Below are 15503 nucleotides of genomic sequence, written 5' to 3' on the forward strand. Positions count from 1 at the left end.
TTTTCGTTCCTAATAAAATATAGAATTCTAAGAAATTAACCTATTGATGAGAAAATTTATCTACGTCCTGTTTTTATTTATTTCAGCTTTTTCCTTCGCTCAATCGAAATATACAGTAGCTCAAGTTGAGAAAAGTACTGATATGCAGGTTATTGCCAATTTTATTAAATTTAATCCTAATCATCCGCGAACGCCTGAGTTTAAAAGAAAGCTTTTTGCAGTTATGAATAATGATAAAACACCGCAACAACAGGCGAGTGTGGCGAAACCAACCGTGAGAGCAATAAGTCCTGCAAAACTTGAAAATGAAGTAAAAAGGGATGTTGCTAAAAACGGATCAAATACACATAGTAAAAGAACTGAAGATTTATTGAATCATCTTTTTAATAGCGATCCAACGAGTAAAGCTGCCTATGTGCAAATTAAAAATAAATCGAAATGTAATTTGATTGTCAAACTTAGCGGTAAAAAATTCTACAACCTTAATGTGCCGGCAAATAATGAAAACTTTATTATGGTAGAAAAAGGCAGTTATATAGTTACGACCATGGTTTGCGATGCAAAATATTCTTCAACGAAAAATGTAGGTAAAGACATGGTGATTACGTTGAATGCTCCGAAGTAAAAGATTTATTTAAGAAATTGATGAAATTCTTCAGTGAGTTTTAAATACTCTTCTGTAAATTTCCTTGGAGATTTCTCAATGACTAATTCCAGCTCAATTGCTTCTTTTAGCTGTAAACTAAATTCTAATAAAAGCCTTTTAGGTTTAGAATCTTTGATTCCATAAATTTGTATTTTTCGATGTAAATACAAATTTTTTCTATTGCAATAATCTTCGAAAAAAAATCCTGATTCAGATGGGATAATTACAGAAAGCAAACCGTTTTCCGATAATAGATCCGATGATTTTTCAATTAATTGCTCGAAAGAAAGTTCACTTTGCTGTCTTGCAATAATATCTTTGCTCGAGTCATTCTCTTCAAAATAAGGAGGATTAGAAACAATTAGATCATATTTTTCTTTTGAATTAAAGTTTTTATAATTCTGTAGAAAAACCTTTAATCTGTTTTTAAATGGTGAATTTTCAAAGTTCTCTAAAGCCAACTCTACCGCATTTTCAATAATGTCAATCGCTTGAATTTCAGCTTCTGGATTTCTTTGCGCCAACATCATTGAGATTAAACCAGTTCCTGTTCCCACCTCCAGAATGTTTTTTGCATGATTTACACTTGAAGCGGCACCGAGTACAACACCGTCTGTTCCGACACGAAATACCGTTTTTGATTGCTGAATGCTGAATTGTTTAAACTGAAAAGGCTTCACTGAATTTATTTCAAATTGTTAGGAAGAGAAATCGTAAAAGTTGTTCCTTTTCCGAGTTCAGATTTCACGGATATTTCACCTTTATAATCTTCTACCATTTTACGAACCATTGTTAATCCAAGTCCCATTCCGCTTGATTTAGACGTGAAGTTAGGTTCGAAAATCCGACCGTAATGATCTTCGGAAATACCAACGCCATTGTCTTCTACGGTAATGATGATTCTTTTTTGTATTTGTTCTACATCAACATTAATAATGTTTTCGCGCTCATCATCGGTTGCTTGTCTTGCATTAGAAACCAAATTAGTGATGATTCTGGAAAGGTATATTTTGTCCATTTCAATCATTATTTTATTCTTATTAGAATGAAAATAAATCTTTTCGTCGCTAAAAATATTGATGATATTGCGTATTTCTTTATTTAAATTAAAGATCTCATTATTCTTTTCCGGTAGTTGGGCAAACTGAGAGAAAGCATTAGCAACGGTGGCAACCAAATCAATTTGATCTACCATGGTTTTGCTTAGGTGTTTTACTTTCTTGTAGATGTCTGGATCATTCGGATCAAATTTTCTTTCAAAATTCTGAATGGTCAGTTTCATCGGTGTTAAAGGGTTCTTCACTTCATGAGCAACCTGTTTTGCCATTTCACGCCAGGCTTCTTCTTTGTCTTTGAAACTCAGCCTTTCTTTTTGTTCTTTAATCTGAAGAATCATCTTGTTATAAGCCTTTACCAATTGATTCAATTCATCATTTTGATAATATCGAATCGGTTGCGGATCATTTTCCAAAAGGGTAATTCTATTAATTAAATCTGAAAATTTAGTTACTGCTTTTGTTAAGTGATTAGAGATTACCCAACTCAACCAAACTCCAAATGCAATTACAAAAAGATTAACAATGAAAATGTAATTGAGATATTTATTGAAGACACTTACATAAGAAGCGTCATTGTGATGATAAGGAAAAAGTACAATAGCAATCGGCTCCAGCATATTGTTTTTCAAAATCATGTACGAAGAAGTTACATTAGAATCTGTTCTCTGATCATAGTTTTGAAAATCTACTCTTTTGTCGCTTTTCAACACCCGATTAATAATTTCTAAGGGAAGTTTTTTGGTGGGAATGAGATTGATGTCTTTATTAGAAATAACAAAATCACCGTTCAAATCATAAATAATTATATCTTGGTTATTGATGTCGGCAATTTCGAAAATCGCATTTGATAAAATTTTTGGTAAATCGCCGGTTTGTACTTGGGTGTGACTTACCGCATAGTCAAGAGCGGACATGAGAGATTCTGCTCTTTTTTGTAAATCCGTTCTGCTTTGTTCAGTAGCATTATTTTTTAAAATAAAGTAGGATAGCGTAGAAGAACCTGTGATACTGAGAAAACAGATGAGTAAGAATCCCCAGAAAACTCTATTTCTTAAACTAAAACCTTTGTATTTAGAGAGCGGCATTTTTTTTCATCAATTTATTAACATATTTTCCAATGATATCAAATTCCAGGTTAACGGTATCTCCAACTTTCAGCGTTTTCATATTGGTAAATTCCCAGGTGTAAGGAATGATCGCAACTGAAAAATCATTTAAACCACTTTCTGCAACGGTTAAACTAATTCCATTTAAAGTAATTGAGCCTTGCGGAACAGTTGTGTATTCATCAGAGTTTTCATAAGAAATAGTGATAAAAAAACTTCCGTCTTTGTCTTGAATATTTTCTACGATACCCGTTTTATCAACGTGACCTTGAACCAGGTGACCATCTAGTCGTCCATCGAACTTCAAACAACGTTCCAAATTAACTTCGGTGCCGATTTTCCACTTGCCAAGATTTGTTTTTTCTAAAGTTTCATCAATCGCAGTAACCCGATAATTGGTATCGGTAATCTCCACCACCGTTAAGCAGCAGCCGTTGTGTGCTAAACTTTGATCAATTTTTAATTCTTGGGTAAAAGGACAATTTAAAATAAAATCGATATTACTTTCGTTATGATTTATTGCTTCTACAATTCCGGTCGCTTCTACAATTCCTGTGAACATATTTTTGATATTTTTAAAGAAAAGATGAACTAAAAATCGATTAATTCGATAAAGTAATAGTAGTTAATCCTAATTTGTTAAATTTGTAAAATTCAATTAATTTTCAAAGATAATAAAAATGAGTCCGAAACAACATAAAATAAAAGTGGGAATTTCTATCGGTGATTACAATGGAATCGGTCCAGAAATCATCATGAAATCTCTGAAAGATAAATCTATTACCGATTTTTTTACGCCCATTATTTTTGGTTCGGGGAAACTCTTTACCTATCAGAAGAATATTTTCAAACTGCAGCATAATTTTAATTATATCACCGAGGTTGCTCAAGCTCAGGAAGATAAAATTAATATGGTGAATCTTTGGAAAGATAATGTGAATGTTGATTTAGGAACGCCGACAGAAGAATCTACCCGTATGGCAATTGATTCTTTAGAAGCCGCTACCAACGCTTTGATGAATGGTGAAATTGATGTTTTGGTTACTGCTCCCATTAACAAAGAAGAAATGATGAAACATGGTTTTCAGCATGCAGGTCACACTGGTTATTTGGAAGAGAAGTTTGGAAAGAAAGGATTGATGTTTTTAGTAACCGACGATTTAAAAGTTGCGGTATCTACGCATCATATTCCGATTTCAAGCGTTGCCGAAAATATTTCTAAAGAGAAGATTAAAAAACAAATCAAAATGTTAAACCAATGTTTAATTGAGGACTTTTGTATTGAAAGACCGAAGATTGCAGTATTAGGTTTGAATCCACACGCCGGAGACGGAGGAGCAATTGGCAGAGAAGAGATTGAAATTATAGAGCCGGCAATTAAGGAATTGTTTGATAATGGAATCCTGGCATTCGGACCTTATCCTGCAGATAGTTTTTTCCAGCCGAGTAAATATAAAAACTTCGATGCTGTTTTAGCAATGTATCACGATCAAGGTTTAGCTCCGTTCAAAACGTTGGCTTACGAAGAAGGGGTGAATTATACTGCCGGTTTACCTTTTATCAGAACTTCACCAGATCACGGCGTTGCTTATGATATTGCAGGGAAAAATATTGCTGATGAACAAAGTTTTACGGAAGCGATTTTCATGGCAATCAAAATTTTCAACAATAGAAAAGAATATAATGACTTAATGACCAATCGCATGCAGCCTCGCAGAGGTTCTTCTAACAACAACGCTGAAGAGGATTTGCCGATTGATCGGGCATAGTAAATAAGGTTAAAAAATATTTACTGTAGATTTGTTTAAGATTAATTTGTAATATTAAAAAAAATGCATATTTTTGCACACTCATTTTATGGACAAGTTTAGAAACTACGACATTGAGTTTTCAGGATTAAAAAACGGAAAACACGAGTTCAGGTTTGAGATAGATAAGAAGTTCTTTCAACTTTTCGATACTGAACAAGAATTTACAGAACCTAAAATAGTTGCTGATATCCTTATGGATAAACACACGACTTTTTTAGAACTTTGGATTAAGACCTCGGGCACAGTTAATTTAGTTTGTGATATCACGAATGAAAATTTTGACCATCCGATAGAACATGAAATTGATGTTTTGGTAAATTTTGGGGAAGAATATGATGACAGCAATGTTGATGTGATTACGATCCCAAAGACAAATCACGCTTTCAATGCTTCACAATTGATTTATGAAGATGTGATGTTATCAATCCCAATGAAAAAAGTTTCTCCAAATATTTCTGATGAAGATTTTGAGATTCTGGAAAAGTTCAGTCCGCAAGATATCGTTGAAGAAGAACCAGTAATTGACCCACGTTGGGAAGCATTAAAGAAATTAAAAGATTAATATTAAATAGTTTAAAATGATGAGAATTGAGAAATCAAATACTCATCGCTCATCAAATTAAAAAATTATTAGAAAATGGCACATCCAAAGAGAAGACAATCGTCAACAAGAAGAGATAAAAGAAGAACTCACTACAAAGCAGTAGTTCCTCAATTAGCAAAAGATGCAACATCTGGTGAAATGCACTTGTACCACAGAGCACACTGGCATGAAGGTAAATTATACTACAGAGGTAAAGTAGTAATAGAAAAAGAAGTAGAAACTGCAGAAGAGAATTAGGCCTAAAACCTAAGGAATACTTCGTTTTTATACATAAACCACTCAATTTTTTCAATTTTGAGTGGTTTTTTATTGTTTTTTAGTATCTTTGACATAACAAAAAAATACCAAATATATGGACATTAAAGACATACAAAATCTTATTAAATTTGTCTCTAAAGCTGAGGTTTCAGAAGTAAAATACAAAACAAAAGATTTCGAAATCACCATTAAAACTCCGCTTGCAGGAAGCGAAATGAATTATATGGCGCAACCAGCAGTTTATCATACTGCACCACAACAAGCGGCTGCTCCAGCACCTGCTGCACCATCAGTTGCAGCACCGACTACACCTGTTGAAGATGATAGTAAATTTATTACCATCAAGTCACCAATGATTGGTACGTTCTACAGAAAACCTTCACCAGACAAAGATCTATTTGTAAATGTAGGTGATGAAGTTACAGAAGGAAAAGTGGTTTGTGTAATCGAAGCAATGAAATTATTCAACCAGATCGAATCTGAAGTTTCAGGAAAAATCGTGAAAGTTTTAGTTGATGATGCAACTCCGGTTGAGTACGACCAACCTTTATTTTTAGTTGATCCATCTTAAGTAATTTTAAACGATAAATTATATATTTTAGATGTGAACTCATTTGAAATAATTTAAAATTCAAAATTCAAAATTTAAAATTCTTAAATAGATGTTCAAAAAAATATTAATCGCCAATCGCGGCGAAATTGCAATGCGAATTCTTCGTACGTGCAAAGAAATGGGAATCAAAACCGTTGCCGTGTATTCTACTGCAGACAAAGACAGCCTTCATGTGAGGTTTGCTGATGAAGCAGTATGCATCGGACCACCGATGAGCAAAGATTCATATCTTAAAATTCCCAATATCATTTCAGCAGCGGAAATTACCAATGCTGATGCTATTCACCCAGGTTACGGATTTCTATCAGAAAACGCTAACTTCTCTAGAATTTGCCAGAAAAACGGTATCAAATTTATTGGTGCATCTCCGGAGCAAATCGACAGAATGGGCGACAAAGCAAACGCAAAAGCGACCATGAAAGAAGCAGGAGTGCCATGTGTTCCTGGTTCGGAAGGTTTAATTGATTCCGTAGAACATGCCCTAGAAATTGCTAAAGAAGTCGGTTATCCGGTGATGATCAAAGCAACTGCCGGTGGTGGTGGAAAAGGAATGCGTGCGGTTTGGAAAGAAGAAGACATGAAGGATCAGTGGGAAGCAGCGGTTCAGGAAGCTGTTGCAGCCTTCGGAAACGGTGCGATGTATCTGGAAAAATTGATTGAAGAGCCACGTCATATTGAGATTCAAATTGCAGGTGATCAATACGGAAAAGCATGTCACTTGTCAGAAAGAGATTGCTCGGTACAAAGAAGAAATCAGAAATTAACTGAAGAAACGCCGTCGCCATTTATGACCGAAGAACTTCGTCAGAAAATGGGGGACGCTGCGGTAAAAGCTGCAGAATATATCGGATATGAAGGAGTAGGAACAATCGAATTTTTGGTTGATAAAAATCGTGATTTCTATTTCATGGAGATGAATACCAGAATTCAGGTAGAGCATCCAATTACGGAGCAAGTTGTCGATTTTGATTTAGTGCGTGAGCAAATTCTTTTGGCTTCAGGAACTGCGATTTCAGGACAGAATTACTTCCCAAAACTACACTCAATAGAATGTAGAATTAATGCGGAAGATCCTTTTAATGATTTCCGACCTTCACCGGGAAAAATCACTGGACTTAATATTCCAGGAGGACACGGGATTCGCGTAGATACCCATGTTTACTCAGGTTATTCCATTCCTTCCAATTATGATTCGATGATTGCGAAATTGATTACAACCGCTCAAACGCGTGAAGAAGCAATTGCAAAAATGAAACGTGCTTTGGAAGAGTTTTATATTGAAGGCGTGAAAACAACCATTCCTTTCCACAGACAACTGATGGAAAATGAAGATTATCTTGCCGGAAATTATACAACGAAATTCATGGAAGATTTTGTGATGGATAAGAATTTTGATAATTAAGATCAAAACAATAAATTATAAAACACCGATGCGTTCAGTATCGGTGTTTTTTTTGGTCTGAATTCAAGCTCTATTAAATGTTTCTGGTGTTTTTAATTTTTAAATAAGTGATAATTTTTTTCATTAAGAAGGATGCGTGACTAAATGTAAGAAGATATGAAATTCAGAAAACAAATTTAATTTTCTCCTATTAAGCAATACGAAGATTTTTCTATTCTGAAAATGAATCGTCATTAGATTTTTAGTGAAATAATCGAGTTGCAAATCATTTTTCCAGATTGTATTAATTCTAAAATTCCGAATGTTATTAAACTTTGCTTTTATTAATCCTAATCCTGTATTAAATTCTAAAATTTAATATTAGGGATGTTGTATTTTAAAGCTGGTATTATTTATTTTACAAAACAGGATGGCTCTTTTTAAGGGATTTTAGTTTCAATGCTTTTCAATTATTATCATTAAATTTGTAAAAAAGAAAAACATGTCAGAAGCTACTCAACAAAAGAATTCTCAGTACTATATTGATTTAGAAAACGAGCACGGAGCGCACAACTACCATCCGCTTCCTGTGGTTTTAGATAAAGGTGAAGGTGTTTACGTTTGGGACGTCGAAGGAAAAAGATATTACGATTTTCTATCTGCCTATTCAGCAGTAAATCAAGGGCATTCTCATCCGAAAATTGTTGCAGCTATGGTTGAGCAAGCCAAGCAATTAGCATTAACTTCTCGAGCTTTCCATAATTCAAAATTGGGAGAGTACGAGAAAATGATTACTTCTCTTTTTAAATTTGATAAAGTGTTACCGATGAATTCAGGAGCGGAAGCTGTTGAAACTGCAGTTAAACTAGCCAGAAAATGGAGTTATGAAGTTAAAGGTATTTCTGAAAATGCTGCGAAAATTATAGTTTGTGAAAATAACTTTCACGGAAGAACTACAACGATCGTTTCTTTTTCTAATGATCCTGATGCCAGTAAAAATTACGGTCCTTTTACACCTGGATTTATTAAAATTCCATACAACGATATCAATGCTTTAGAAGAAACGCTGAAAAATGATGCACAGAATATTGCGGCATTTTTAGTAGAACCAATTCAAGGTGAAGCTGGAGTTTACGTTCCGGATGCAGGATATTTAAAAGCGGCGTCTGAACTTTGTAAAAAATATAATGTGCTTTTCATTGCAGATGAAGTTCAAACCGGAATCGCAAGAACTGGAAAATTAATTGCTTGTTATCACGAAGATGTTCAACCTGATATTTTAGTTTTAGGAAAAGCAATTTCTGGTGGAATGTATCCAGTATCTGCTGTTTTAGCAAACAACGAAATAATGAATGTTATTAAACCAGGACAACATGGATCAACCTTTGGTGGAAACCCAATTGCTTGTGCTGTTGCGATGGCTGCGTTAGATGTTGTAAAAGACGAGAACCTTTCTGAAAGAGCTGAGGAACTCGGAAATCTTTTCCGTGCTGAAATGGAAAAGATCATTGCAAAATCAGACTTGATTACTAAAGTTCGTGGGAAAGGTTTATTGAATGCCATTCTTATTAATGATACGCCGGAAAGTTCTACAGCTTGGAATCTTTGTTTAGCATTAAAAGAAAACGGTTTACTTGCAAAACCAACACATGGCAATATCATCAGATTGGCACCACCTTTGGTTATTACCGAAGAGCAACTTTTAGAATGTGCTTCGATTATCGAAAAAACCATTTTGGAATATAAGAAAGATTAAAATTTGGAACTGAAAGAAAAAATCAGCGGTCTGATTATCACGTTTAATGAAGAGAAGAATATTCGGGAAATTCTTGATGATTTTTCGATCTGTGATGAAATAATCGTGGTTGATTCTTTCAGTTCTGACCAAACGGTCTCTATTGCCAAACAAAATCCCAAAGTTAAAATCATTCAGCACGTTTTCGAAGATTTCACTAAACAACGAAATGTCGCTTTAGACGCTGCGGCCAATGATTGGGTTCTTTTCTTAGATGGTGATGAGAGAATCACACCAGAACTTCAGCAAGAAATAATTTCGGAGTTGAATAAGTCCGATAAAAATGACGCTTACTATTTCTATCGTAAATTTTATTTTGCTGGAAAACCTGTTAATTTTTCAGGTACACAAACAGATAAAAATTTTCGACTTTTCCGACGAAGTAAATGCAGATATATCGCTGAGAAAAAAGTTCATGAAACATTAGGAGTAAACGGATCCATTGGGGTTTTTAATAATAAACTTCAACATTTTTCCGTTTCTGATTATGAAAGTTATAGAAGGAAAATGATTCATTACGGTGAATTAAAAGGGCAAGAACTTTTTGCTAAAGGAAAGCAATTTAATATTTTAACGCAATATTTAAAATCTGCTTTTAAATTTTTTAAAACCTATGTTTTACGTTTGGGTTTTTTAGATGGAAAAGAAGGCTGTCAATTGTCAGTATTACAAACTTTGAGTGTCTTCGAAACCTATGAATCATTGAAAAAAGAACAAGTAAAAAGTAAATTGGTTTAATGAAAATTTGTGTGATCAGTTTTGATTTCTGGAATTACGATGCTCATATCGTTGAAGAGCTTCGCAGGAAAGGTATGGATGCACATCATATTAATATTGGTGCATATCAACATGAAAGTTTTCCGGCAAGAGTTAAAAATACCATTTCAAAAATCCTTCTAAAACGTAATTTGAAAAATGAATTGCGACAGGAAATGATTTTGAAAAAGTTAAATAAATTAGGCCCTCAAGATCAGATTTTGGTTATTAATCCTGAATTAATTGATCGCGAATTCCACTTTCAAATTAAGAAATTTACCAAAAGATATATCGCTTATTTGTATGATAGTTTGGCGCGCTGTCCGGCTGGACATTTGGTTGATATGTTTGACGAAGTTTTTAGTTTCGATAAAAAAGATGCAGAAAAAAATAATTTTAAATTAATTACCAATTATAATTATCTTCCAGAAGTAAATGAATTTAAACCTGCCAAATACGATTTAATTTATTTGGGCTCTTTTGATAAACGGATCGGAACTCTATCAAAAATAACCACCAAGATTGAAGAGTTAAATTTAAGTTATAATTGTGTTGTCGTAGGAAAAAAAACATGGACAAAAAAACTGGTGCAAAGTACGAGCGAAATTACTTTTACGCGAAAAAGAATTAAGCATAGAGATATTCCTAGTTATTATAGTGAAGGAAAAGTTTTACTGGATTTAATGCGCGACAACCAAACCGGCTTAAGTTTTCGATTTTTCGAAGCCATGGCTTTGAAGAAGAAAGTAATCACCAATAATCCCACTATTACAGACTACGATTTCTACAGACCCGAAAATATTCTGGTTTTAAAGGACGATTTATCGAATTTGGACAAATCTTTTTTTGAAGGAACTTATAAGGAACTTCCAACGGAAGTTCACGAAAAATATAGGATGGAGAATTGGGTAGAAACAGTTTTTAAGTTGAAGTAATTATTTTAGATAAAAGTTGAAATGAAAACATTCTCGAAGGATTCTCAAATCATTATTATTTGTCCACCACAGATGGTTACGGGCGGTCCGGAAGCTCTTCATCAGTTATCAGATCAATTGCATAAGTTCGGACTTAAGAATGTTTTTTTGCATTATATTCCTGCAAAGAAGAATCCTAAACCTACGAATTACAATATTTATAAATCTTCGGAAATAGATATCATCGAAGATAAAGAAGATACTGTTTTAATTATACCAGAATCGATGACTGATTTAGTTAAGAAATATCCTAAAAGTCAAAAGGTAATTTGGTGGTTGAGCGTAGATTTTTATAAGATATTGATGGATAAAAGAATCCGTAAACAGAATGTTTTCAGTAAAATACTATATAAACAAAAAGAGAAAGAATACTTTTTCGAAGATCTGCCGAATGTTTACCAATGGGCACAATCTTTCCGTTCTAAAAAATATTTACTGGATCATCATGTTCCGGCTGAAAAGATAGATTTTGTTTGTGATTATATTAATCCTATTTTTTTAGAAGAAGGTGAAATAATTAGCAAAAATCCTGCAAATAAAAAAATCATTTACAATCCGAGAAAAGGCCAAAAAGAAATAGCGGCTTTAATAGAAAGTTCTCCAGAATTAGATTGGATTCCTATTCAAAATATGAATGCTGAACAGATCAAAAAAATAATGTCAGAATCTTTGGTTTATGTAGATTTTGGAGAAAATCCTGGCAGAGATAAAATGTTGCGAGAAAGTGTTTCACAAGATTGCTGTATCATTTCTGGCAAAAATGGATCGTCATTATATTATGAAGATTTAATGATTCCGGAGGAGTATAAATTTCAGTTTAGCCAGAAAGAGATTCCACATATTTTAGCTAAAATTAAAGAGGTTTTAGACGATTATTCTGCTCATATTAAAAATTTTCAGATTTATAAAGATGTGGTGAAAACTGAGAAAGAACAATTTGAAAATAAGTTAAAAGAAATTTTTGTCTGATGAAACCTACAAAGATTACTTTAATTTATCCATTTGCGTATGGTTATATCGATTTTATAGTCAATGATTTAAAAGCGAGACCAAATACTGAAATCTCAGTAGTCGCGACGGAAAATATAAAATATAAGTATCCTCATTTGGGATCAAAAATAAAGAATGCGGTTACTAAACTTTTTGGCAGAAACATTAAGGATGTTTATTTTAATAAACAGGTTTTAGATCAAGTAAAAGAAGAGCAGGATCTCATTTTTATTATTCGTCCAGATTTACTTTCAGATTTTTGTTTGCAGCAATTAAAGAAGTCTTCTAAAAAACTTGTCGCTTATTATTATGACAGTTGTGAAAAATATCCAAGGCAAATTGAAATTATAAAATATTTTGATGAGATCTACTCTTATGAAGATAAAGATATTGCTCAATTTAATTTTATTCGAACGAATAATTTCATCTACGATACGAGCATAGAAAAAGCTGAAATAAAATATGATATTTTTAATATTTCGTCATTTGATAATCGGATAGAAGAAATTGATAAGATATCAAAAACATTAGCAGATGGTGGCTTACGAATCTATTTCTTGTTATTTTGGTATGAAAAATTAAATTATGCTCATCTGACTTCTATTACAAATTATATTTCGTTGGAAGAGACAAAAGCATTAATTGCACAATCTAATGTAATGATCGATATTCAAAGAGCCGATCAAAATGGATTATCTTTTCGTACTTTTGAGAGTTTAGGTTATCGGAAAAAGTTACTGACAACTAATCGAAAAGTTACAGAGTTTGATTTTTTTCATCCAAATAATATGATGGTAATTGATAGCTTAAATATCAACATCGAAGAAATTAAGAATTTCTTATCACTTCCTTACGTAGAAATATCTGCAGAAATTTTAGAAAATTATTCTGTGCATAATTTTACTTCTCACATTTTTAAAGTTTAATATGGGTATTAAGAGAAACATAAAAAATTATATCTACCTAAAAAAGCATTATCCTTTATCAGAGAAAACAATTGTTCCTGATGAAAACAAAAAGAATATTCTTATTGTAGATAGCCAAATTCCAACATTTGATAAAGATTCTGCTTCTAACCGTATTACAGAAATTGCGAAATTTTTAGCGAAATACTATAATGTTTATTTAATGGATTGGCGAAAAGCAATCCCGAAAATAGAATCAAAAAAATACATTAAAAACCTAAATGACCATAACGTCATTGTTTACACTCCGTTTATTGATGAGAATGGTATGTTTAAAGGTAAAAAACATTTTATCGAAAATCTTTTACCTAAACTTGATTTTGTATGGTGTCACCGACCAGAACTTTTTGAGTTTTATCTGAAGTTTTTTAGAGAAAAAGCGCCTCAAGCAAAAATCATTTATGATATGGTAGATATCCATTACTTAAGAATGGAAAGAGGGTTGGAGCTGAAACACGATGCAAAAAGAGTAAAGGAAGTAGAATATTATAAATTTATAGAAACAGAGTTAAGTAAAAAAGCGGATAAAATTGCAGTCATCAGTAATACGGAAAAAGAATTTATGACTGATTTTGTAGAGGAGTCAAAATTATTTGTAGTAAGTAACGTTCATAATCTGAAGGTACGACCAGAAGAAATGCCAACATTTGAAAAACGAAAAGATATTTTCTTTATCGGAACTTTTTTACATGATCCGAATGTTGATGCAGTCGAGGTTTTATATCATAAAATTATGCCTTTGGTTTGGAAGGAATTACCAAGCTTGAAGATAAGTATTATTGGATCAGAAGCTCCAGCTCATATTTTAGAAATGAATTCAGATTTATTTGAGATTACAGGTTATGTAGAAAATATTATTCCTTACTATGAAAAATGTTTTGCCTCTGTTTCTCCTTTAAGATTTGGTGCTGGTGTGAAAGGGAAAATAGGACAAGCTTTAGAATATGCGCTGCCTGTTTTAACAACTAACATAGGGGCAGAAGGAATGTTTCTGGAAAACGGAGTAACAGCTCTAATTGCAGCAGAAGAAGATTATCAGCAATTTGCTAATAATATAATCCAGATTTGTACGAACTCAAATACTTGGAATACATTGCATGAAAACTCAGAACTTGCTATTTATCCTTTTTCCATTGATGCTCAGAAAGAAGAAATTTTCGAATTACTGAAATAAGAGACTTTAAAAATACGATGGAAAAACTAATCTTATTTGTTAAGACTTACAAGCCTGATTTCAATAGAGTTAATAAGTTGATGGCATCAATAAAATTACACAATGTAGAAAATATACCTGTAGTTATTTCGGTGAATGATGACGATTTCGATTTTTTCAATGACAAATTTAAAAGTTCTTTTAAAGTCATAAAGGATTCAGATATTATTTCAACTACAATCACCGATCCATGGAGGTACCAGCAAATTATTAAAGCGAATGTTTATCGGTTGGATATTTGTAAAAATTATTTGTGTATCGATTCAGATTCAGAATTTATCCGAGATTTTTTTTATACCGATTTTATGTTTGATGATGATACGCCTTACACCATTATGCATGAGTCTAAAGGATTTCTAGAAAGCATGGAAAATATCAAAAAAGATTCAGAGAATATTTTCTTTAAAGAAGCCTTGCGTGCGACCCGACCGATGTTTGGTAACCACGGCAAAGAATGGGATTACGGACCATCTCCTTATTTATGGAGTGCTAAAGTCTGGGAGCATTTCAATAATGATTTTCTAAAAGAAAGTAAAATTTCTTTTGAAGGATTTTTTAATGAAATCGATAAAATAACTCCACCTTCAGAATGTGTAATTTATGGTGAGTATTTGCTAAAGACAAGATTGATTGATATTCTTCCTGTAGAAGGTTTTTTTAAAGTTTACCATTATAAAGAACAGTATGATTTAGTTAAAAACCTTCATGACATCAATAAATTAAAGAAAAATTATCTAGGCGTTATTTTTCAAAGCAATTGGATGGTCGAGAATTCAAGTTCCGAAAGTTTATTTTCTAAGTTATTAAAACCATTTAGAGGTAAATCTTAAATTTTGGCTTTTTCAAAAAGCTTTACATTAATAAAGAAAACTAGAAATTTTCTTTTATGGTCTCGCTATTTTACTCACCACGATCATAATCATCCTGCAACCTCACAATATCATCTTCGCCGAAATAAGTTCCGGTTTGTACTTCTACAAAAACAACTAGTTCAGAGGTTCTGTTTTCAATACGGTGTTTTGCGCCTAAAGGAATATGAATGCTTTCACCATATTTTACGGTGATTTCTTCTCCGTCTAATGTTACAACTGCTTCTCCTTCTACAATCGTCCAGAATTCTTGTCGGTGATGATGAAACTGATAAGACAATCTTTGACCTGGGTTTACTTCGATTCTCTTTAATTTATAATGAGGTTCATCTGCCAAAACATAATATTTCCCCCAAGGTCTGTCACCGATTTCTAACATATACATCATAATTTATAGTGCAAAAATAAGTAATTTTATGAAACACGCCTGTCAGATTACGATATACAGGAGAAATAATTGACTA

The 15503-nt window shown here is 32.8% G+C and carries 17 protein-coding genes; 13 read left to right on the plus strand and 4 right to left on the minus strand.

Translation table 11 applies throughout. The features are described 5' to 3' along the window. The first annotated feature begins 46 nt into the window (after window positions 1–46). Entirely contained in the window at window positions 47–625 is a 579-nt protein-coding gene (locus Q73A0000_RS15125) for a DUF6759 domain-containing protein (protein ID WP_193811756.1), read from the plus strand. 5 nt (window positions 626–630) lie between these two features. Here the strand turns inward: Q73A0000_RS15125 and Q73A0000_RS15130 are convergent, their stop codons facing one another. Genes Q73A0000_RS15130 through Q73A0000_RS15140 form a run of 3 tightly spaced genes read right to left on the minus strand, consistent with a single transcriptional unit; the run spans window position 631 to window position 3372 of the window. Further along, window positions 631–1326, minus strand: a complete 696-nt coding sequence (locus Q73A0000_RS15130; protein WP_193811757.1) for a tRNA1(Val) (adenine(37)-N6)-methyltransferase — start codon at window positions 1324–1326, stop codon at window positions 631–633. Between the two features lie 5 nt (window positions 1327–1331). Beyond that, window positions 1332–2789, minus strand: a complete 1458-nt coding sequence (locus Q73A0000_RS15135) for an ATP-binding protein (RefSeq protein ID WP_193811758.1) — start codon at window positions 2787–2789, stop codon at window positions 1332–1334. After that, the gene (locus Q73A0000_RS15140; protein WP_193811759.1) at window positions 2776–3372 is read right to left on the minus strand and encodes a riboflavin synthase; all 597 of its coding nucleotides are present in this window, start codon (window positions 3370–3372) and stop codon (window positions 2776–2778) included. The genes Q73A0000_RS15135 and Q73A0000_RS15140 overlap by 14 nt, the downstream gene beginning before the upstream one ends. Window positions 3373–3490: 118 nt before the next feature. Between Q73A0000_RS15140 and pdxA the strand changes: the two genes are divergently transcribed. From pdxA to Q73A0000_RS15200, 12 genes are all read left to right on the plus strand, one after another. Beyond that, a complete protein-coding gene (gene pdxA / locus Q73A0000_RS15145; RefSeq protein WP_193811760.1) occupies window positions 3491–4579 on the plus strand; it encodes a 4-hydroxythreonine-4-phosphate dehydrogenase PdxA in 1089 nt (362 codons plus the stop codon). A gap of 88 nt (window positions 4580–4667) precedes the next feature. Further along, entirely contained in the window at window positions 4668–5183 is a 516-nt protein-coding gene (locus Q73A0000_RS15150; RefSeq protein ID WP_193811761.1) for a YceD family protein, read from the plus strand. A 75-nt stretch (window positions 5184–5258) separates the two neighbouring features. Next, entirely contained in the window at window positions 5259–5462 is a 204-nt protein-coding gene (gene rpmF / locus Q73A0000_RS15155; protein WP_133439628.1) for a 50S ribosomal protein L32, read from the plus strand. A gap of 115 nt (window positions 5463–5577) precedes the next feature. Beyond that, window positions 5578–6054, plus strand: coding sequence for an acetyl-CoA carboxylase biotin carboxyl carrier protein (gene accB, locus Q73A0000_RS15160; RefSeq protein WP_193811762.1), 477 nt, complete (start codon window positions 5578–5580; stop codon window positions 6052–6054). Window positions 6055–6145: 91 nt separating this feature from the next. Beyond that, window positions 6146–7498, plus strand: a complete 1353-nt coding sequence (accC, locus tag Q73A0000_RS15165; RefSeq protein ID WP_193811763.1) for an acetyl-CoA carboxylase biotin carboxylase subunit — start codon at window positions 6146–6148, stop codon at window positions 7496–7498. 481 nt (window positions 7499–7979) lie between these two features. After that, entirely contained in the window at window positions 7980–9233 is a 1254-nt protein-coding gene (gene rocD / locus Q73A0000_RS15170; protein WP_193811764.1) for an ornithine--oxo-acid transaminase, read from the plus strand. A gap of 3 nt (window positions 9234–9236) precedes the next feature. After that, window positions 9237–10010 (plus strand): glycosyltransferase family 2 protein, encoded by a 774-nt coding sequence (locus Q73A0000_RS15175; RefSeq protein ID WP_193811765.1) that lies wholly within the window; start codon window positions 9237–9239, stop codon window positions 10008–10010. After that, on the plus strand, window positions 10010–10963 hold the full coding sequence (locus Q73A0000_RS15180) for a hypothetical protein (protein ID WP_244140755.1): 954 nt from the start codon (window positions 10010–10012) through the stop codon (window positions 10961–10963). The genes Q73A0000_RS15175 and Q73A0000_RS15180 overlap by 1 nt, the downstream gene beginning before the upstream one ends. A gap of 21 nt (window positions 10964–10984) precedes the next feature. Continuing rightward, the gene (locus Q73A0000_RS15185; RefSeq protein ID WP_193811766.1) at window positions 10985–11971 is read left to right on the plus strand and encodes a hypothetical protein; all 987 of its coding nucleotides are present in this window, start codon (window positions 10985–10987) and stop codon (window positions 11969–11971) included. Beyond that, window positions 11971–12918, plus strand: a complete 948-nt coding sequence (locus Q73A0000_RS15190; RefSeq protein WP_193811767.1) for a hypothetical protein — start codon at window positions 11971–11973, stop codon at window positions 12916–12918. The genes Q73A0000_RS15185 and Q73A0000_RS15190 overlap by 1 nt, the downstream gene beginning before the upstream one ends. 1 nt (window position 12919) lies before the next feature. Next, window positions 12920–14131: a glycosyltransferase gene (locus tag Q73A0000_RS15195; protein WP_193811768.1), complete on the plus strand. Its 1212-nt coding sequence runs from the start codon at window positions 12920–12922 to the stop codon at window positions 14129–14131. 17 nt (window positions 14132–14148) lie between these two features. Then, entirely contained in the window at window positions 14149–15000 is an 852-nt protein-coding gene (locus Q73A0000_RS15200; RefSeq protein WP_193811769.1) for a DUF6492 family protein, read from the plus strand. Window positions 15001–15070: 70 nt separating this feature from the next. Here the strand turns inward: Q73A0000_RS15200 and Q73A0000_RS15205 are convergent, their stop codons facing one another. After that, the gene (locus tag Q73A0000_RS15205) at window positions 15071–15418 is read right to left on the minus strand and encodes a phosphomannose isomerase type II C-terminal cupin domain (RefSeq protein WP_193813743.1); all 348 of its coding nucleotides are present in this window, start codon (window positions 15416–15418) and stop codon (window positions 15071–15073) included. Between the last annotated feature and the right edge of the window lie 85 nt (window positions 15419–15503).

Source organism: Kaistella flava (ex Peng et al. 2021), assembly GCF_015191005.1.
GTDB lineage: Bacteria > Bacteroidota > Bacteroidia > Flavobacteriales > Weeksellaceae > Kaistella > Kaistella flava.

Bases quoted from the DNA above. Each gene is read 5' to 3' on its own strand.
- accC (WP_193811763.1), top strand. From the start codon at position 6,146: ATGTTCAAAAAAATATTAATCGCCAATCGCGGCGAAATTGCAATGCGA.
- Q73A0000_RS15125 (WP_193811756.1), top strand. From the start codon at position 47: ATGAGAAAATTTATCTACGTCCTGTTTTTATTTATTTCAGCTTTTTCC.
- Q73A0000_RS15135 (WP_193811758.1), bottom strand. From the start codon at position 2,789: ATGCCGCTCTCTAAATACAAAGGTTTTAGTTTAAGAAATAGAGTTTTC.
- accB (WP_193811762.1), top strand. From the start codon at position 5,578: ATGGACATTAAAGACATACAAAATCTTATTAAATTTGTCTCTAAAGCT.
- Q73A0000_RS15140 (WP_193811759.1), bottom strand. From the start codon at position 3,372: ATGTTCACAGGAATTGTAGAAGCGACCGGAATTGTAGAAGCAATAAAT.
- Q73A0000_RS15205 (WP_193813743.1), bottom strand. From the start codon at position 15,418: ATGTTAGAAATCGGTGACAGACCTTGGGGGAAATATTATGTTTTGGCA.
- pdxA (WP_193811760.1), top strand. From the start codon at position 3,491: ATGAGTCCGAAACAACATAAAATAAAAGTGGGAATTTCTATCGGTGAT.
- Q73A0000_RS15190 (WP_193811767.1), top strand. From the start codon at position 11,971: ATGAAACCTACAAAGATTACTTTAATTTATCCATTTGCGTATGGTTAT.
- Q73A0000_RS15200 (WP_193811769.1), top strand. From the start codon at position 14,149: ATGGAAAAACTAATCTTATTTGTTAAGACTTACAAGCCTGATTTCAAT.
- rpmF (WP_133439628.1), top strand. From the start codon at position 5,259: ATGGCACATCCAAAGAGAAGACAATCGTCAACAAGAAGAGATAAAAGA.
- rocD (WP_193811764.1), top strand. From the start codon at position 7,980: ATGTCAGAAGCTACTCAACAAAAGAATTCTCAGTACTATATTGATTTA.
- Q73A0000_RS15185 (WP_193811766.1), top strand. From the start codon at position 10,985: ATGAAAACATTCTCGAAGGATTCTCAAATCATTATTATTTGTCCACCA.
- Q73A0000_RS15180 (WP_244140755.1), top strand. From the start codon at position 10,010: ATGAAAATTTGTGTGATCAGTTTTGATTTCTGGAATTACGATGCTCAT.
- Q73A0000_RS15150 (WP_193811761.1), top strand. From the start codon at position 4,668: ATGGACAAGTTTAGAAACTACGACATTGAGTTTTCAGGATTAAAAAAC.
- Q73A0000_RS15195 (WP_193811768.1), top strand. From the start codon at position 12,920: ATGGGTATTAAGAGAAACATAAAAAATTATATCTACCTAAAAAAGCAT.